Raw genomic sequence first — 19,223 nt, forward strand, 5'->3', positions numbered from 1 at the left:
ATTCAGACCCATTGTGATTTCTGTCACATGTATTTCTGGTTTAGAAAGCTTGACTCTTGTTAATGGCTCATGGTGGATGGCTCTCCGTGATCCTTACCGTCCGCGGTAACCCGCAAAATGGCCGACGCTCCTTTGTTGGCGTCTTTCAATTGATGGGTCAAAATCGGGTAGTCGCCTTCTTCGGTTACGGTAAATTCGACAACCGCTCCGCCGCCTGCCGGAATCATGGCCGTTTGCAGCCCGTACATCACGTTTTTCGGATTTCCGTCGATATACACCCGGTCCATCGTGGTGCCGACGACATGGAAGGAGGACACTTCGTTAGGTCCTACGTTGGCGACGTACAATCTGACTTGATCCCCAACTTTGGCGAGCAGAGGGTGTTCCTTGAGCGTAAAGTCATCACCGTTAAAAACGACATATTCCGGCGGTTCATTCATGAACGCCTCTTCGTCATGCTCTCTGTACCACTCGCTTTGAACGATTGTATACTCCCGGACGATCTCGGCGTCGCTTTCATACCCGGCCTTCGGTTCGACAATAATCATTCCGTACATTCCGTTGCCTACATGGAGCAGAACCGGACTTGTACCGCAGTGGTACATAAAGACGCCGGGCGTCGTAGCCGGATAAGAGAAATTTCCTTGTTCATTCGGCATCACGTCGACGAATTTTTTGCTCGGGGCGGCATGAACCGCATGGAAATCCATGGAATGGGGCATGTCGGGGTCCATATTTTTCAGTGTAAAATCCAGCGTATCCCCTTCTTTGACCCGAATTACCGGGCCAGGCACCGTGCCGTTAAAGGTCCATGCGTTATAGAAAACCCCTTCCGAAATTTCCACATTGGTCACTTGGGCTGTCATTTCTATATGGACGGTCTGTCCCTCACGCCGGATGACCGGCTCAACCGGAGGTTGATTAACCACAGCAACTTCTTGCTCGGAGCCCGCTTCTTCGGCCGGAATAGCCGGGGAGGGGTACCAGACCGCCAGGATGATGACCAGACAGGAAAGGACCAGAAAGGCGGGTTTTGCATATTTCATAGGCGCAGCTCCTTTCACGGAGAGATATTTAAATTTTTATATTTTAAGACTAAAGGCAAACCGAAATAGCCCTTGTGACGGAAAGCACATTTATACGCATGTCGAAAAATCGTAACAATTGAGGCTAATTATGAGCCTGTTAATATTATTTCAAGATATGAAAAATTCACAATAGAAAATAATATTTTACGCGTATCTAGCCACTATTGTGAAATTTTCACAGTTGAGCTATATTGTTCTTGTAACGGGAGGTGTCAACATGGCATTTATGATCGCCCAAAGGGCATATATCAAGCTATTTTTAATTACAAAAGTGGAGCAGCGCCGGGGATACGGTTATCAAATGCTTGAGGAGTTGAAGCAAGAATTCGCGCCGTTCGGTTACGTTCCTCCGCAAAGCGAAATTTATCGGGCTCTGCACGAATTAGTGCAGGAAGGCGTATTATTTCGGACCAAGCAGCTTAAAGGCAGCGATCCCAGCGTGGATTTCCAGGAGATTGTGCTGTATCAATTTACGGATGACGGTACGGAGAAAGCCGAACTTTACAAAAAGCAGGTGAAAAGTGATCTGGATCGCTGCATCGGGATGTTGAATAAGGCAGTAAGGGATAATTATTAGAACAGCATTTAATTCCGACAAAGTTAGTATTGATTAATAATTGCACATCTTGTAAGATTAGTGAAACGAACTTCACAACTTCATAATTGTGGGAATAGGTGCTTCAGCCGCGGTTGAAGCTTAAAAGGGAAGTCCGGTGCAAATGCCGGCGCGGTCCCGCCACTGTAACAGAGAAGCCGAGATGCAATCATGGCCACTGGTGTTCAAGAACACTGGGAAGGCAGCATCGGGTGATGATTCTGAAGCCAGGAGACCTGCCTATTCTAGCAACACTGCTGTACCTACGGGAGATAGGGAGGTGTTAAAGATGAAAGCCATCGCACATATATACGAAGGTCCTCTTTAGCATTGACTAGAGAGGGCCTTTTTTGCGCACCGCGAGAACATCATAGGAAATGCATAGCTTTGTTAAATTTTATAGGGAAAAAGGGGAGAATTCGATGAGTAAGTATGTCAGCAGTAATCTAGGCTTTCCAAGAATCGGCAGAGAACGGGAATGGAAAAAAGCGATTGAAGCGTTCTGGAACGGGAAAATTAACGAGGGGGAGCTTCACGACCGCCTTTCCGATATTCGCAGGACTCATTGGAGACTTCAGCAGGAAAAAGGGATCGAGCTGATCCCGGTAGGTGATTTTTCGTATTATGATCAGGTCCTGGATATGACGGTGATGTTCGGACTGGTTCCGGAGCGTTTTGAATATGACGGCGGCCCGGTACCGCTCGCCACGTATTATGCCATAGCGAGAGGCAATGAATCGGCCGCAGCGAGCGAAATGACGAAATGGTTCAATACGAACTACCATTATATTGTTCCTGAGCTTGGCGGAAGGGAACCAGAATTGACGAAAAACACACCGCTGGAAGCTTATCGCGAAGCCAAGTCTGAGCTTGGCATCGAGGGGAAACCTGTGCTGCTCGGATTGTACACGTTTTTGAAGCTGTCCAAGGGGACACCTTCCTTTAGTATCGAGGAATGGAGCCGCAAATTACTGCCCTTGTACGTGCAGGTCTTGCGTGAACTGCAGGAAGAAGGAGCATCCTGGGTACAAATCGATGAGCCTGCGCTGGTTACCTCTGTATCGGATGAGGATTTGGAGCTGGTTCAAGAAATTTATGGAGCGATTGCACAAGAAGTTCCGGGACTGGCGGTTTTATTGCAAACCTATTTCGATTCGGCGGAACGTTACGAGCAAATCGTGAGTCTTCCGGTAAAAGGAATCGGTCTCGATTTCGTGCACGGTAAAGCGGGGAACCTTGAGGCGCTTCGTCAATATGGATTCCCGGCGGACAAAACGCTCGGAATAGGACTGATCGATGGCCGCAATATCTGGCGGACCGATCTTCCCGAAGCGCAAGTATTATTAGAAGCGATTGCCGCATTGATTCCGGGTTCCTCTGAATACATCATTCAACCTTCATGCAGCCTGCTGCATGTACCGGTATCGGCACAAGCGGAGAATGGACTGCCTTCCGTCCTTCAAGAATCGTTAGCTTTCGCGGAAGAAAAGCTGGATGAAATTAACGCTTTATCCATTGCAGCGAAGACAGGAGATGCTCCAGCTCCAGCTCTGTTCGCTAAGAGCAAGGAGGCTTTACAACGATTGGCCGGCGATGCATCACGCAGCCGGAGAGAAGTTCAGGAAGCGGTGAGCACCATCTCTGTCCAGCCATCGGAACGAAGCAGTGTTTTTTCCATCCGTCGCTTGAAACAACAGGCCAAATGGAATTTGCCGCTGTTGCCAACGACGACGATCGGCAGCTTTCCTCAAACCGCAGAGGTGCGTGCTGCCAGACAGAAATGGCGCAAGGGCGAATGGTCAACCGAGAAATATGATGAGTTCGTCGCGGCGGAGATCAAGAAGTGGATTGACATTCAGGAAGAAATCGGACTGGACGTGCTTGTCCATGGGGAATTCGAGCGCACGGATATGGTTGAGTTTTTCGGGGAAAAGCTTCCCGGTTTCGCATTTACTCGCGGGGGCTGGGTTCAATCGTATGGAACGCGCTGTGTGAAGCCTCCTCTGATTTATGGCGATGTGGAATTCGACCGGCCGATGACGGTAAAAGAAACGGCGTTCGCTCAGTCGCTGACCTCCAAACCGGTGAAAGGGATGCTGACCGGTCCGGTCACGATTCTAAACTGGTCCTTTGTTCGCAGCGATATATCCAGAGAGACCGTGGCATACCAGATCGCGCTCGCGCTTCGCAAGGAAGTGGAGGCACTGGAGGAAGCCGGGATCACAATGATCCAGGTCGACGAGCCGGCGCTTCGGGAAGGATTTCCGCTTAAACCGAAAGATAGAAGCGCTTATCTGGATTGGGCGGTTAAGGCGTTCAAGATCTCTACCTCAACGGTGCGGGAGACGACACAGATCCACACGCATATGTGCTATTGCGAATTCCATGATATGCTGGATTCCATTCAGGCACTGGATGCCGATGTGATTTCCATCGAAACTTCACGGAGCCACGGCGAGCTCATTCGCAGCTTTGAAGAGAATACGTACCCGCTTGGCATCGGGCTAGGGGTGTATGATATTCACAGTCCCCGGGTACCTTCCGAAGAGGAGATGGTCGCGATGATCTCCCGGGCGCTTCAGGTATTGGATCCCGAACTATTCTGGATCAACCCGGATTGCGGTCTTAAAACAAGAGGCCAGGAGGAAACTGTAGCGGCCTTGAAAAATATGGCTTCCGCAGCTCAACGCAGCAGGAATTCTCTTGCTTCAGCGAGTTTGGGGATATAACTATAGTAAAAATCTTCATTTGACAGGCCGATTTCCATCCTGTACTATAAATAATATAGTACTAGAATAATAGTTAGTATATAGACACCAGGAGGGAAATCTATAATGTCACATGTATTATTTATTAAAGCAAATAACCGTCCGGTTGATCAATCGGTCACAGTTAAACTTTATGAAAGTTTCTTGAAAACGTATAAAGAAACTCATCCGGATGACTTGGTCACCGAGCTGAACTTGTTCGAAGCGGATCTGCCGTACTATGACAACGATATGCTGACCGGCTTGTTCAAACTGGGTAAAGATATTCCGACGACTCCGGAGGAACAGAAAGCGGCCGATCTGGCGAATACTTACCTGGATCAATTTCTTGGCGCCGACAAAGTGGTTTTCGCATTCCCGCTTTGGAACTTCACGATTCCGGCACAGTTGCTCACTTACATGTTCTACTTGAACCAAGCTGGCAAAACGTTTAAATATACGGCTGAAGGTCCGGTTGGGCTCGTAGGCGACAAGAAAGTAGCTTTGTTGCAAGCACGCGGCGGAGTTTACTCCGAAGGACCGATGGCGGACATGGAAATGTCGATGAAATACGTGACCACATCGCTTGCATTCTGGGGAATCACGAACCCGGAAACCGTGATTGTTGAAGGTCACAACCAGTTTCCTGACCGCGCCGAAGCTATCGTTATGGACGGCGTAAAACGTGCTGCTGATCTGGCTGCCAAGTTCTAATTAAATACGCGGAGGCAGTTTTAACCTCTGAATCAAAGGGCTATTCTGACATGGCGAGCGATCGTCACCTGCAGAATAGCCCTTTTTATAATGAGCTGAGATATTTTCAGTTTAAATGCAAAATCAAATGGCAAATGGGTTATAGTCCATACAAGGATAAACGGAGTTACATAGTATGTTTGTGTAATCTAATTACTCTTGAGGAGGGGAAATTAATGGGTGAATGCAATGGTGGAGGATACGGTGGCGTGTTTACATCGACTGCAACAATTTTAGTTCTTTACATCTTGTTGGTCATTGTTCTTAGAACGTTCTAAGTAGATAACAAAGTAATAACGAGCAATTCATATAGCACTAAGGTTAGAATGAGTTCATCATCGTTGTTAAAAGGACTTCCCCAAAATGCACGTTGTGTTCCATGATAGGGGTTGCGTACTGCTAAGTACAATATGCCCCTGTTACAATTAACGATTCTACCTACGAACGTTTGACCGTCTAACGTGTCAATTTTAACGACCTTGTTTGCATGCAGGTTGCAGATTTGGTGAACCCGATTTCTTGCATCGTGCAAGTTTTGAACCAGATGTTTGTCAGCCTGATAGAGCACATTATGCTGGTAACTTCCATGTTGAAGACTCATGATCAGCGATTCCTCCTTTGTATAAGTAATCTATACTATGCTTTGCAGCAAAGCTTCGTTCATCATTACAGAAAATGTATAAATGAAGCTTGTGGCAGTAGTGGACTCGACCCGCGAGTTCCTGCTGCCACTGTTATTTTGAGAAGGATATTAATTTTTAATAGAGTAATAGACTCCTGTTACTTTATTTTCCCGCCAAAATATCATATTGCGAACACTAGTTCTTGTCCGATATAATGAAAATACATATTTTACGATAAACCCGATGCTATAATGACCTGAGACATCAAGAAACGACTTGGAGGACTTACATATGCTTCAGAAAACACACAGCCTGGCCGGCTTATTGACGGCCGAGTGCGTACTGTCTTATTATCACCAGCCATTACTTACATGGGAGGCGGGCGCGGCCTTGCTTCTGGGATGCCTGGTCGGACCGTTGGCCGATATCGACAAGAAAGGCTCTACCATGGCGAAGATATTACTTCCGGTATCTTGGATTTTGCATTTGCTTAAAGTTAAGCATCGGACGCTGACACATTCGCTTCTATTTATATTGTTGTTGACCAGCTTGTCGACGGCGATGCCGGAATTGTTGTTCTGGACGTTTATCCTTGCTTACGGATCGCACTCATTAATCGATATGCTCAATGAGCAGGGGGTCGCCCTGTTCTGGCCATGGAAACGTAAAATTCGTCTTCTTCCGAAATTTATGGCGATCGACACCGGTTCCTTTGCTGAAGGCATCTTCCGCTTAGCTTTGGGGGCAGCTGTGATTATTTATCCGATCCTGAGCGGGAGCTTGCGGTGGATGTGATTTGAAGGGCGTACCCGCTCTGTTTGAGCGGGAAAAATGCTTGGCAACTCCTCCGTTGTTGACTATGATGGTGGAAGAATATTTTTCCAATCATTCCTGTTGAGGAGGGGTACTTTGGATTATTTGCCTACATCCTTAGGCGACACGCGTCTGGCAGCCCGAAGAGGACCGTTTAAATGGCTGCAGAGAGCATTAATTATTCTGTGCATCGCAGGCGCAATTCTTATCGGTTTGCTGCAGATCAAGGCGCCGAAATCTGCGGATTTGAACGCACCGCCTGAAGATTTCTCTGCGGCCCGTGCCATGAAACAGCTTGAAATCATCGCCGAAGAACCGCATCCAGTAGGCTCGGCAGCCCATGATACCGTGCGAGATTACTTAATGTCGGAACTGAAGGGACTCGGTCTAACACCGGAAATACATAAAAGTCAGGCGGTATTGAACGGAGCGGGGATGGTCAATCTCGAAAATATCGTAACCCGGATTCCAGGCAATGCGAACACCAAGCCGGTCATGATTGCCGCGCATTACGATTCGGTGCCGGCAGCACCAGGGGCAGCGGACGACGGAGCAGCGATTGCCGCCATGCTGGAAACGGTTCGCGCTTTGCAAACCTCCGGTCCCTTGAAGAACGACTTGATCTTGCTCATGACGGATGGAGAAGAACTGGGTTTGACCGGGGCCAGAGCGTTTATGGCGGAACATCCGTGGGCAGGAGAGCCGGGAGTTGTCCTGAACTTTGAGGCCCGCGGGAATCGAGGTCCGTCGTTTATGTTCGAAACGAGTGACCGGAACGGGTGGCTGATCTCCGAATTCATCAAGGCCGCACCGAATCCTATCGGATACTCTCTGATTTACAATGTTTACAAATTGATGCCGAACGACACGGATATGACCGTGTTTAAAGAAGGAGGATTAGCAGGGCTGAATTTTGCTTTCGGCATGGGAGCTAATGCTTATCATGACGAGTTGGATACGCCGGAGAATCTGGATCAGGCGAGTCTTCAACATCATGGCGAATATATGCTTAGTTTAACCCGGCATTTCGGAGACCTGAATTTGAAGGATGTTCGCCAAGAGGATGCTGTCTATTTTAATATTTTCGGCTGGAAAATGGTCCACTACCCTCAGTCCTGGGCAATCTGGATCCTGGCCTTTACAGTATTACTGTATGTGCTGACTTTATGGCACGGGATGAGCCGCCGCAAAATCAGTCTTAAAGGTACATTAGGCGGTGCTGCCGCCTTTCTCCTGCTGCTTGGAGTGGTATACGGCGTTGCAGCACTTGCATGGAGCCTTGTGCGCAGCAGCGTCAGCCGGGAGCAGTTACGAGTCATCGGGCTGGACCCGATAATTAGCGTTTATTGGTTTGCCGGATTCTTGGCGGTTACAATCGGTATCATATGGCTGTTGATCCGGTGGATTTCCAGATACAACCATGCGGAGAATGTCTGGAGCGGGACATTGTTGGTTTGGCTGCTGCTTAGCGCGGCAACTTGTTTGTATTTGCCTGGCGGAAGCTATTTGTTCGTGTGGCCGCTGATTTTCAGCTTAATCGGCCTGAACCTGTCGATGCTCAGACGAATTAACGACTCGGGCTGGACATCCGCGATCTTTGCGGCTCCCGGATTTATTCTTTTTACGCCGATTTGTTATATGGTATTTGTAATGATGACCTTGATGATGGCCGGTGAACTGATGGTATTTGCAACAATAGCCCTATCGCTCGTATTTCCCGTCTTTTGCACCAAGGAACAACGGAGGAAGATCAAGCAAGCAGCGAACAAATCCTTCCCGTAAAATGTGTATTGTTTTTTGTTGTGAGATGAAACTATCGGACGTCAACCTCGTATCATTAAATAGTCGTTTATTTGGAAAGGATGGGTCAGTGTGGAGAACAGCATGAATGTTAAAATGTTTGAGAAAATGTCTGACGGAAATATTGAACAAATTGACCAGCGCGCATGGAGTCCGGCGATGATCACGGCGCTGGAGCATGTAAATTATATCGTCGTGGGCGGACGTGAATTTGAAACGGTGGAAGGCCGGTTGAACGTAGACGAGGGGATACTGGAGCTATTGCTCGTACCGGTTCGGAACGAGTAGGCTCCGAAAGGAGGAACTGTTTTGACTAACGAAGAGAACAAGAAGAAAGAAGAAGGTACATCTAAGCTGTTTACACCGGATGGCAAGCCGCTCCGGGTATTATCGACTTCCCTAGGGATTGCGTTGCTGGCGAACGCATTTTTAGTTCCTGGCGGTGCTGTTACGGCCGCTGGCAGCGACGCTGCCGGAGATGAACCTAAACTCGTGGCTTGGTCCAATGAAGAAGTAAAGGCGTATTTTGATAAGAACGTCGATTGGAATCTCCCGCTGCCGCTCGCGGAACAAGGCGAGCAACAGGAGGAAGACACGGGAGGAACGGGCGCGGCTTCAGGCGGAACGACGGTTATCAACAATTATGGTGGCTATGGAACCGGCTTCGGCTGGGACGATATGCTGCTGTATCATTTGCTGTTTAACAGCGGTTCGAATTATTCCTCAAGCGGCTGGCATAAAAGCCGTGGCGGATATTACACCGGAACGAATACGGCATATAAGCCTCGTTCCTATTCCAGCGGTACTTTCCAGAACAAGCCGGTAGCAGGCTCGGTCGTGCCGCCTAAAACGTCGACTTCTACAAAGGGATCGATTGTTAGACGCTCCACGTCGTCGAGCCCGGGAGGCATCGGGGGCAAATCCAGCGGACTGGGATCTTCGTCATCCAGCTCGAAATCCAGCACGAAGAGCTCCGTTTCAGGATCGTCCAGTTCCAAATCAAGTTCGAGTAAAGGGTTCTTCGGAGGATGACCGGTCAAGCGTTTGATGTTATTGGTACTCCGCATAGCGACCGGGAATCCCGCGTAAAGCAGCTTTTTGAGCTGGGTTTTACCTGGGCTGATCTAGAGGATGAAGAGTATTGGATCGATCAGATTGTACTCATGAAGCAGCCGCTGTATGAAGAGTTGGAGCAAGCGGCAACAGCGTTATGGGGAATTCTGGACAAAGCGGTCCGCTATGTTCATCGACGTCCGGATCTTTATGAATTGCTGGGCATTCCGCCGGTGATGTGGGAATTGCTGGATCAAACTGAGCTGGCGGAACCCGGGTTGATCAGCCGGTATGCGCGATTCGACTTTGCGATATCCAATGACGGCAGCATCAAGCTTCTCGAATTGAATGCAGATACGCCGACGGGTTATGTGGAATCTTCTATAGCTACGCCTTGGATTCTGGAACAGGCTGGATTATCATCTCCGAATAAGGGGATGAAGGATTTGGTTGCCGCCGCATGGGCGGTGGAACAACCGGATACTGCAGCATGTGTGGCTTATGGCCAACATATGGAGGATTCCGGGACAATTGAAGCGCTTGTCCGCCACAGCGGACGGGAAATGACGTGCGAGGATTGTCTGGAGCTTTGGTTTGATGACGGCTATTTAAAGAACAAATCCGGGGAAATCATCCGGAGGATGTTTGCTCTTTATCCGAAGGAATGGATGGCCGTAGACGATGCCGGAGAAGCCATGGCGTTTGCGATTGAGACGGAGAGGCTTACGCTGTTTAATCCTCCGCACAGCCTTTTGCTGCAATCGAAAGGTTTATTGGCAGCCGTGTGGGGGCTGTATGAACTTGGCCTGCTGTTCAATGAGAAGGAAAGAGAAGCCATCTCGGCTTATGTACTGCCTACTTACAATAAGCCGGTTTTCTCGGGCAGCTTTGTGTCCAAATCGATGTTTGGGCGCGAGGGCGGTTCGGTGCGCATGTATGACGCTGAAGGTCAATTGGAAATCGAAGATCAAGAAGGCTTCGACAGCAGTGTGCTGTTTCCGTCGGTGTACCAGAAACGGGCTGAGCTGGCGAAAATCAATACGGCTGTAGGAGAACTTCATCTACTGACCGGCATGTTTGTTATCAACGGGACTCCCTGCGGCCTGTTGGGCAGAGCGGGCGGCCCCATCACGGGCAATGCCAGTCATTTTATAGCGATGGGAGTGAAATAAATGCGAAACAAAAGAGCGCTTTGGCTATTATTGGCCGGGGTTCTGCTGTTGGTGCTTAGCGCTTGCGGTAACTCAACCAGCGTATTTCATACCGACTCCGGCTCGGAAACTTCTTTGTCGACGGTACGCGTACCTTGGGATTATCGCATTCAGGAAGGAACCGTCGGAGATCTGATCGGAAGCGATATGACGGTTCTGCCTGACAATGAACTGCTGCCGAATGACGGCAATTACGCAACCGGGGACAAAGTTTGGGTGTTGCAGTTTATGGATGCAGAATTGACCACGGACGAAAACCAGAAGAATGAAGTCCGGTTATCGGCCTGGAATACGATTAAATCGTATCCCGATAAGACCGCGGCGGATAAGGATATCGCCGAATTGAAAGTGTCCGTCACGACCGATGTCGATCTGGTTGGTGTGTATAAGACCGAATACCAGAAAAAGACGAGAAATTTCGCCGTGCTGGAGCTGCCGACCGGTAACCGGATCAAGCAGCCGATTGATGACGCGCGATATAAAGACCTGGAGAAGAAGAAGACAGCTTCCGTCGTGCTTGAGGAAGTGCATGATTTTGCCGATTATGATTCGGCCTTTGCGAAATTTAGGGGGTGGGCGAAGTAATGGTATTTATAAATATTATAGTGAGCGTAATTGTCATTATCGGGCTGCAATTGCTGGGCATGGTGATTTTTAGCTGGATGACGCCGTATAAAGACATGGAAGAATTGAAAAAAGGTAACAAGGCGGCCGCTTTAGCTATGGGCGGAAAGTTTATTGGTACGGCCATTATTTTGGGCGTAGCTGCGTACACAAACACGTCGATCTGGTTTATGATCCTATGGTTTGCTGTCGGATACGTATGCCTTATCGCAGCCTATTGGATCTTCGAACTGGTGACCCCAGGGTTTAAAGTATCCGATCATTTGCAGCAAGGAAATGTGGCCGTGGGGCTCTTTCTTTGTCTTGTATTTATCGGGACTGCCTTTGCGGTCAGCAGCCTCATCATCTAAGGGTCAACCAGGGAGAGGGGCAGGCCAGTGCATTTTTTTCTTAGATTTACCACGAAATTAATGCGTTTACGGAAAACGTCAATCGCTTTGATCATTCTCGGTTTTATCGTTGCCAGCGCGACCATCGCTTTTCTGCTGGAACCGGGTACCTTCGGAAACTGGTTTAATGCGCTGTACTGGGTTATGACAACGATGGCGACCGTAGGCTATGGTGATTATTTTGCGAAGACGGAATTCGGCAAAGCATTTACAATTTTTTTATACATTTTTGGCATCGGCCTGCTCAGTTTGGTTATCGGGAAGGTCATCGATTCTCTGGGCAGCCTTCAACGGCAGAGAGGAGCCGGGACTTTGAACTTTCATGGCGAGGAACATGTCCTGTTGATAAACTGGAGCAAAAAGGCGCAATCGGCGGTAGATGAAATTTTGTGCTACTCCCCGAAAAGCCAAATTGTGATCATCGATGAATCCAATCAACATCCATTGGAGCATCTGCATCAGGTTCATTTCGTCTCTGGAGATCCAGCGGCAGATGATATTCTGGAGAAGGCGAACATTTCAAAAGCGAGAGCGGCTATTATATTTGCGGATTCGCGGATCGAAGAAGCGTCGCTGATTGACGGGAAATCTCTGCTCATCGCCTCCAGCATCGAGCGGCTTGCGCCGCATGTACATACAACGGTAGAGATCACGCAGGAAAAAAATATTCAGAATTTCCGTTATGTTCAGATCAATGAATTTGTCTTGTCGCATGACGCCATTTCAAGACTGGCCGTAAGGTCGGCACTGCAGGAAGGTAATTCGGATGTGATTCGTCAGTTGCTTAGCCGTCAGCATGGTGATGATATTTATGAAGTCAAGGTTCAGCAAGGCTGGAAAACTTATCGGGATGCTTTTCAGGATTTGTTGAGTCAGGGAGCGACCTTGCTTGCCGATCGCAATGATCTGGGGATCAACCGGAAACTGGATCAGCTAATCCCCCCGGATGCACGGTTATATATTGTTTCGGACGAGACGACTTACCGGCGTATTGCCGGACTATAAACCAATTTTAATTCATTACCCCCGGTCATAGGAGCGGGGTTTTTTTTATGATTAAAGACATTATTAGATTTGCGGGTAAAGTAGAGTAAAGTGCATTTGCGCAAAACCGCGGAATACACTTATACTCACTCTATAATGTTTAAGGAGAGGTATTATGGAGCAGATCGATTTGGAAATGATTTTTAAGCTGTGCATGGCATTATTATTCGGTCTGTTTATCGGTATTGACCGTCAATTGAAACAGAAGCCGCTGGGGATCAAAACGAGTATGGTCATATGTATCGCGAGCTGCCTGGTTACGATCGTCTCGATCGAAGCCTTTGAAAAGTTCGCCGGTCCGGATCACCCGAATATGGACCCGATGCGTCTGGCCGCGCAAATTGTCAGCGGGATCGGTTTTCTAGGGGCCGGAGCGATTTTGCGGAGAAGTAATGAGGGAATCTCCGGCCTGACGTCGGCCGCGATGATTTGGGCCGCCTCCGGGATCGGGATTGCGATCGGAACAGGCTTCTATATAGAGGCTGCTCTAGCGGTCATTCTGCTGATTCTGTCGGTCAACTTTATTCCTTATTTGATCAAATGGATCGGGCCCTACAAGCTGAATCAGCGCGACGTATCCATCAAGGTCGTGATGGGGGATCACGGAGATGTGGCGGAGCTCATCCGGATTATCGAGCGTAAGGATGGTACCGGCCCGGGAGCGAAAAGAAACCAGCACCGCATTCGGCGCCTGAAAATTAAAGATCTTGAGGAAGGCCGTCAACGGGTAGATATGGTCATCTCCGCATCGGAAAGGGAATACACCACCGAAATTTATCATTTTGTGCGGCATATCGATCATGTCATCAGCGTTGAGGTAGAAAATCTTTAAATTCGATTTCATGCTGTTTACATTCAGTTTAAATACGTAGTTTATCCTTTCCCTATACTAGATAAGGAATGGAGAGGGGAAAATAAACATGGCATTGAATGGAACGGCAGAAGCCATAGAGTCGTCTGGATCGACTGCATCAGATAAATCAAATAAAGGGGCCTTTTTCCGCTTGATGCGGGAAACAAAACCGTCGATCGGACTTTTGACAACGGCAGTGCTGCTTAGCGTAGTTTCCACGTTGGTCGGGCTGGTCATCCCGATGTTTACAAAAAATCTCGTTGACGGTTTTTCGTTGGCCGCCTTGGACCGGACTCAAATTATCGCCCTGGTTGCCGCATTCGCGGGTCAAACGCTCGCGTCGGGCTTGGGGATTTTTCTGCTGAATTATATCGGTCAGAAGATGGTTGCTTCGCTGAGGGACCGTTTGTGGAAAAAGCTGCTGGTCCTGCCGGTGTCTTATTTTGACAATAACCGGACCGGGGAATCCGTAAGCCGGATGACCAATGATACGGGTGTGATCAAGACTCTGATCTCCGAGCACGTCGCCGGTTTTTTCAGCGGCATTATTTCCATAGTCGGTTCGATCATTGTATTGCTGTATTTAAACTGGAAGATGACGGTGATCATGTTCATCGTCATTCCTCTAGCTGCGTTGGTTCTTTATCCGCTGGGGCGGAAAATGTACAAAATATCCATCGGAATGCAGGATGAGACGGCTTCGTTTACGGCTACCCTCAGCCAGGTGTTGTCGGAAATCCGTTTGGTCAAAGCTTCCAACGCCGAGCCCAGAGAATATGCCAGCGGAAGCAAAGGCATTACTGGCCTGCTGAAATTCGGAGTGAAGGAAGGGCTGGTGATGGCCTGGATCAGTCCGCTCATATCCGTCGTGATGATGATGCTATTGGTCGTTGTCATTGGATATGGGGGAATGCAGGTGTCTTCCGGGGCGTTGACGGCAGGGGAACTGGTTGCGTTTATATTGTACCTGATTCAGATCGTCATGCCGATGACGCAGCTAACGACCTTTTTCACCCAATTGCAAAAAGCAAAGGGCGCCACAGAGCGGATCATGGAAACGTTGGAAGCGGAGGAGGAAGCCTTCGATATCGGTCAAGAAGTGAGATATGCCAACCGTCCGGTAACGATCGAACGTCTTTCTTTTGGTTACAAGCAGGAGGAGCCTGTACTCAAGGAAGTCAGCTTCCGTATGGAACCCGGTACGGTAACGGCTGTGGTTGGTCCGAGCGGCGGAGGGAAAACGACGCTGTTCTCGATGCTCGAGCGGTTCTACCTCCCTCATGAAGGACGAATTCTGCTAGGCACGGAGCCGATCGATAGCTTCTCGCTGCGGTCCTGGCGCTCGATAATCGGATATGTGTCCCAGGATAGTCCAATGATTGCGGGCACGATCCGGGAAAATCTTTGCTACGGAGTCGAGCGCAGCGTAAGTGACGAAGAGCTCCGGCAAGCGGCGGAAATGGCTTATGCCGACGGGTTTATCGCTGAGCTGCCGAACGCGTATGACACCGATGTAGGCGAGCGGGGCGTCAAGCTGTCCGGAGGCCAGCGCCAGCGGATCGCGATTGCCCGGGCGCTGCTGCGCGATCCGAAGATCCTGATGCTCGATGAGGCGACATCCAGCCTGGACAGCCGCTCGGAACAGGTCGTTCAGCAAGCGCTGAATAACCTGATGGCGGGTCGTACAACGATCGTGATTGCGCATCGCTTGTCGACGGTCGTTGGGGCGGATCAGATCATCTTCGTAGAGAAAGGGACGGTCACCGGCCGGGGAACGCATGACGAATTGCTGAAGAATCACGAAATGTACCGGGAATTCGCGGCGCAGCAGCTGCAAATTGCCGAAGGTATTTTAGATGAAGCAAGGGACTGAGAGTTATGCCTAAAATACTTATTGTTGATGATGATCCGCATATCCGCGAGCTTGTGCGGGTCTTTCTGGAGGAAGCGGGGATGGAAGCGGATGAGGCGGAGAATGGTTTGAAAGCTCTCGCCTCTCTGGAACAAGAGAAGGCCGACTTGGTCATTCTCGATGTAATGATGCCCGGGATGGACGGCTGGGAACTGTGCCGGGAGCTTCAGCGGCTGTATGAAATGCCGGTTCTGATGCTGACCGCCAAGGGAGAAACGAAGCAGATTGTGAAAGGCTTCGATCTCGGCGCGGACGATTACCTGGTCAAACCGTTTCAGCCGGCGGAATTGATCGTTCGGGTCAAAGCGCTGCTGAAGCGATACCAGGTGATTGCTTCTCAGACCGTGGCGATCGGCAGCGTCCGTATGAATCGCCGTACTTTTGAGGCAGTGGCTGATAACGAAAAGTTCACACTGCCTTTAAAAGAATTCGAACTGTTGTTCAGGCTCGGCAGCAGCCCGGGAAGAACCTTGACTCGCGAGCAATTGATCGAGGAAATTTGGGGATACGATTTCGAAGGCAACGAGCGGACGCTTGACGTGCATATAAACCGGCTGCGCGAACGTTTTTCCGAGGATAAATACGGATTCAAGATTCGAACGATTCGCGGCCTCGGGTACCGGCTGGAGGTGGGCGGAGATTGAAAACGGGAATGGTAAGAGCTCTTAAAGTCACCTGGAGTATCCTAAAGCATTTATTACAGGTGACCGCCCTCTTTTTGGTTTTGACGATTTGCTGGACAGGTGCGATTTATCTTACCAAGGCGCTCTATGGTTATACAGGGAGTCCTTCCTCGGATTATGTCATTCAGCTCATCAACTTCATATTTGGGATTATCTTGTTTATATGCTGCATGCTGCTGTTCGGTATTTATTTACACCGTAAAGAAATGGCGATGTTAAAGGCAATTATCGATGCGATGCGGCGGATCTCGAAGGGCGACTTTTCGGTCAAGCTGGAGTATCGAAGCAATCAGCGGGAGTTTGAAAAGATTGCTCACAGCATTAATGAAATGGCCGGTGAACTGGGCAGAATGGAAACGATGCGGCAGGATTTCATCTCCAATGTATCGCATGAAATCCAGTCTCCGCTGACCTCCATCCAGGGTTTTGCTACAGCGTTGCGCAATCCTGCTATATCCCCGGCAAAACGAGAACATTACCTGGACATTATTGAGCGCGAGAGCCAGCGGTTGTCGCAAATGAGTGATAATCTGTTGAAGCTATCGTCACTAGAAAGCGATCCCGGCGCATTTGCAACCGGCCGCTTTAGGCTGGACCGTCAATTGCAAGCGGTCGTGCTGGCCAGCGAGCCGCAATGGATGGCCAAAACCATACAAGTCGAGCTTGAATTGCAGGAATGCGAAATCGACGGAGCCGAAGATTTACTGAGACAGGTCTGGGTGAATTTGCTTCACAACAGCATCAAGTTTACGCCGGAGGGCGGAGCGGTTAAAATTTCGCTTCATCCGAACAATGGCGGTATGGAGGTTGTCTTTGCCGATACCGGCATTGGGATCGGGGAAGCCGATTTGCCGCGCTTGTTCGAACGTTTCTATAAGGCCGACAAATCCCGGAACCGGAGTGTGGGAGGAAGCGGACTTGGCCTATCGATCGTAAAAAAAATCGTGGACATCCACCGGGGAGAAATTACGGTGCAGTCCGAACCGGGTCAGGGAACAAGCTTTGCGGTTACTCTTCCCGGTTCTTTGGAAAATTGAAGGATCGTTAATCTTAATAACTTCGTAATCCTTTTTTAACCTTTTATTAGTTTTAGGGGCGAGAGCTCATGGTATGATAGAATGGTGAGTTAAGCCAGGTCAAATAAAGGATGAGTAAAACAATGAGCAAACAAATTCTGATTGTCGATGATGATGAGAAGATAGCCAAGCTGATCGAAATCTACCTGCTTAATGAGGGATATGCCGTTCATCGGGCGGATAACGGACTCCTCGCACTTGAAATGATGGAGCGGGAAGAAATCGATCTGGTTGTGCTGGATATAATGATGCCGGGACTGGACGGAATTTCGGTATGCCTGAAAATCAGGGAAACCCGGACTACCCCGATCCTAATGTTAAGCGCCAAGGACGGAGACATGGATAAAATCACCGGGCTCATGACCGGGGCGGACGATTATATGGTCAAGCCGTTTAATCCATTGGAGCTGGTTGCCCGGGTGAAGTCGCTTCTGCGCAGATCCTCCTATGCGGTTCAACCCGCACCGCAGCCTCAGGATCATCTGATCAAGCTGGGGTCCCTGCAAATCGATAAAGAGACCCATACCGCTATGGTTGACGGCAGGCCGGTTAAATTGACGCCGATCGAGTTCGGCATTTTATTTTTGTTGGCTAGCCATCCAGGCCGTGTGTTCGGGTCGGAGGAGATTTTCGAGCTGATCTGGAAGGATAAATATTTCGAGAGCAACAACTCCGTTACAGTGCATATCAGCCGTCTTCGGGACAAGCTGGAGAAAGAAATGGACGGAGAGAAGCTGATCCGGACGGTTTGGGGGGTCGGCTACAAAATTGAAGGCTAGTTTAAGATTTCTTGCCTGGTTGTTTTGGACGATTGTAACCTCGCTCGTTTCCCTGCTGCTGCTGGTATTTCTGGCGAGAGCTTTCTATTTCTTCTATCCGCGGGTCACCTTCAATACGGTTATTTTGTGGGTCGGCCGAAATATCGGGTTTCCTGAAGCCTACTACCTTTCGGGCGTACCGATTATGCTGCTGTTCGCGCTTTATTTCTACCGGCGGAGCGTCCGGCGACACGAGCAGAAATACCTCAAACTGCTGATTGAGGAAGTCCATCGCGTCGAGGAAGGCTCGGCAGCTAAAATTCCGGTGGAAAACGTCGGCCAGTTAGGACAACTCGCGACGGATATCAACCGGATGGTCGAACGGCTGCGCACCTCCATGGAGGAAGAACGGAGAGCCGAGCAAACGAAGAACGAGCTGATTACGAACGTATCGCATGACCTGCGAACGCCGCTTACTTCCATTACCGGTTATTTGGGACTGATCGATCAAGACCGGTATCGCGATGAAGTGGAGCTTCGCCATTACGTCAATATGGCTTATGAAGAGTCGCTGCGCCTGAAGCAGCTGCTTCAAGACTTGTTCGAGTACACGCGGCTACAAAATAAAGAAATGAAGCTGCACAAAAGCAGAATCAATCTGGCGGAAATGCTGTACCAGATTACGGCCCATTTCGGGTGGCAGCTGCAGGAAAACAAGATGGAATGCCGCTTGTTTATGAATCAGCAGCCGTTATTCGTCATAGCCGACGGGGATAAGCTGCGCCGGGTATACGAGAACCTGATCACCAACGCTATCCGTTATGGCAACGATGGCAGGCTACTCGATATTCGCGGCCGCCTTGAAGGAAACGAGGTCGTCACCGAGGTGATCAACTATGGCGATCCGATCCCCGAGTCGGATCTGCCGCATTTGTTTGACCGGTTTTACCGGGTGGAAAAATCACGCGCCGCGCATACGGGGGGCTCGGGCATCGGCCTCGCGATTGCCAAACATATCGTCGATCTGCATGGCGGCGTAATTTCCGCGGAAAGCGATGACGATCGAACGGTATTTACGGTCCGGCTGCCACTGGACGTTATGGATCGGCGCCAAAATTAAAAGGGGATGGATAGAAACGGCTGACCTTGGGTCAGCCGTTTTTTTGTTTTTTGTATGGATAATCACTTCATCTTTATGGGT

19 protein-coding genes and 1 riboswitch are annotated in these 19,223 nt (G+C 49.4%); of the genes, 18 read left to right on the forward strand and 1 reads right to left on the reverse strand.

Annotated features, from left to right (window positions below):
• Positions 1-59: 59 nt before the first annotated feature.
• Positions 60-1,046, reverse strand: coding sequence for a multicopper oxidase domain-containing protein (locus NYE70_RS03400; RefSeq protein ID WP_341044976.1), 987 nt, complete (start codon positions 1,044-1,046; stop codon positions 60-62).
• 259 nt (positions 1,047-1,305) lie between these two features.
• On the opposite strand from NYE70_RS03400, the gene NYE70_RS03405 reads away from it, so the two are divergent.
• The 18 genes from NYE70_RS03405 (at position 1,306) to NYE70_RS03490 (ending at position 19,142) form a co-directional block, all read left to right on the forward strand.
• Complete coding sequence (locus NYE70_RS03405; protein ID WP_341044977.1) at positions 1,306-1,665, forward strand: helix-turn-helix transcriptional regulator; 360 nt, start codon at positions 1,306-1,308, stop codon at positions 1,663-1,665.
• Positions 1,666-1,744: 79 nt separating this feature from the next.
• Positions 1,745-1,941: riboswitch (cobalamin riboswitch) on the forward strand.
• Between the two features lie 164 nt (positions 1,942-2,105).
• Positions 2,106-4,412: a 5-methyltetrahydropteroyltriglutamate--homocysteine S-methyltransferase gene (gene metE / locus NYE70_RS03410; RefSeq protein ID WP_341044978.1), complete on the forward strand. Its 2,307-nt coding sequence runs from the start codon at positions 2,106-2,108 to the stop codon at positions 4,410-4,412.
• A gap of 105 nt (positions 4,413-4,517) precedes the next feature.
• Positions 4,518-5,144 (forward strand): FMN-dependent NADH-azoreductase, encoded by a 627-nt coding sequence (locus tag NYE70_RS03415; protein WP_211021474.1) that lies wholly within the window; start codon positions 4,518-4,520, stop codon positions 5,142-5,144.
• A 215-nt stretch (positions 5,145-5,359) separates the two neighbouring features.
• The gene (locus tag NYE70_RS03420; protein ID WP_244861432.1) at positions 5,360-5,461 is read left to right on the forward strand and encodes a YjcZ family sporulation protein; all 102 of its coding nucleotides are present in this window, start codon (positions 5,360-5,362) and stop codon (positions 5,459-5,461) included.
• Positions 5,462-6,097: 636 nt separating this feature from the next.
• Entirely contained in the window at positions 6,098-6,601 is a 504-nt protein-coding gene (locus NYE70_RS03425; protein WP_211021475.1) for a metal-dependent hydrolase, read from the forward strand.
• 114 nt (positions 6,602-6,715) lie between these two features.
• Positions 6,716-8,401, forward strand: a complete 1,686-nt coding sequence (locus tag NYE70_RS03430) for a M20/M25/M40 family metallo-hydrolase (protein WP_341044979.1) — start codon at positions 6,716-6,718, stop codon at positions 8,399-8,401.
• Positions 8,402-8,527: 126 nt separating this feature from the next.
• Positions 8,528-8,707 carry a hypothetical protein gene (locus tag NYE70_RS03435; protein WP_341044980.1) on the forward strand — a complete coding sequence of 60 codons (180 nt, stop codon included), beginning with the start codon at positions 8,528-8,530 and terminating at the stop codon, positions 8,705-8,707.
• A 21-nt stretch (positions 8,708-8,728) separates the two neighbouring features.
• Entirely contained in the window at positions 8,729-9,451 is a 723-nt protein-coding gene (locus NYE70_RS03440) for a hypothetical protein (protein WP_213654193.1), read from the forward strand.
• Entirely contained in the window at positions 9,448-10,644 is a 1,197-nt protein-coding gene (locus NYE70_RS03445; protein ID WP_290405908.1) for a glutathionylspermidine synthase family protein, read from the forward strand. The genes NYE70_RS03440 and NYE70_RS03445 overlap by 4 nt, the downstream gene beginning before the upstream one ends.
• Positions 10,645-11,268 (forward strand): hypothetical protein, encoded by a 624-nt coding sequence (locus NYE70_RS03450; RefSeq protein WP_211021480.1) that lies wholly within the window; start codon positions 10,645-10,647, stop codon positions 11,266-11,268.
• On the forward strand, positions 11,268-11,657 hold the full coding sequence (locus NYE70_RS03455; protein WP_211021481.1) for a DUF350 domain-containing protein: 390 nt from the start codon (positions 11,268-11,270) through the stop codon (positions 11,655-11,657). Before NYE70_RS03450 ends, NYE70_RS03455 begins: the two co-directional genes overlap by 1 nt.
• 27 nt (positions 11,658-11,684) lie before the next feature.
• Positions 11,685-12,701 carry a potassium channel protein gene (locus NYE70_RS03460; protein ID WP_341044981.1) on the forward strand — a complete coding sequence of 339 codons (1,017 nt, stop codon included), beginning with the start codon at positions 11,685-11,687 and terminating at the stop codon, positions 12,699-12,701.
• Positions 12,702-12,855: 154 nt separating this feature from the next.
• Positions 12,856-13,572 (forward strand): MgtC/SapB family protein, encoded by a 717-nt coding sequence (locus tag NYE70_RS03465; RefSeq protein WP_211021483.1) that lies wholly within the window; start codon positions 12,856-12,858, stop codon positions 13,570-13,572.
• 88 nt (positions 13,573-13,660) lie between these two features.
• The gene (locus tag NYE70_RS03470) at positions 13,661-15,466 is read left to right on the forward strand and encodes an ABC transporter ATP-binding protein (RefSeq protein ID WP_341044982.1); all 1,806 of its coding nucleotides are present in this window, start codon (positions 13,661-13,663) and stop codon (positions 15,464-15,466) included.
• Between the two features lie 5 nt (positions 15,467-15,471).
• Positions 15,472-16,149: a response regulator transcription factor gene (locus NYE70_RS03475; protein WP_341044983.1), complete on the forward strand. Its 678-nt coding sequence runs from the start codon at positions 15,472-15,474 to the stop codon at positions 16,147-16,149.
• On the forward strand, positions 16,146-17,225 hold the full coding sequence (locus tag NYE70_RS03480; protein ID WP_341044985.1) for a sensor histidine kinase: 1,080 nt from the start codon (positions 16,146-16,148) through the stop codon (positions 17,223-17,225). The genes NYE70_RS03475 and NYE70_RS03480 overlap by 4 nt, the downstream gene beginning before the upstream one ends.
• 122 nt (positions 17,226-17,347) lie before the next feature.
• On the forward strand, positions 17,348-18,043 hold the full coding sequence (locus NYE70_RS03485; protein WP_341044986.1) for a response regulator transcription factor: 696 nt from the start codon (positions 17,348-17,350) through the stop codon (positions 18,041-18,043).
• Positions 18,033-19,142: a sensor histidine kinase gene (locus NYE70_RS03490; protein ID WP_341044988.1), complete on the forward strand. Its 1,110-nt coding sequence runs from the start codon at positions 18,033-18,035 to the stop codon at positions 19,140-19,142. The genes NYE70_RS03485 and NYE70_RS03490 overlap by 11 nt, the downstream gene beginning before the upstream one ends.
• Positions 19,143-19,223: the final 81 nt, after the last annotated feature.

Origin of the sequence: Paenibacillus sp. FSL R5-0407 (genome assembly GCF_038009185.1) — a bacterium.
In the GTDB taxonomy this organism is placed as follows: domain Bacteria; phylum Bacillota; class Bacilli; order Paenibacillales; family Paenibacillaceae; genus Fontibacillus; species Fontibacillus vini.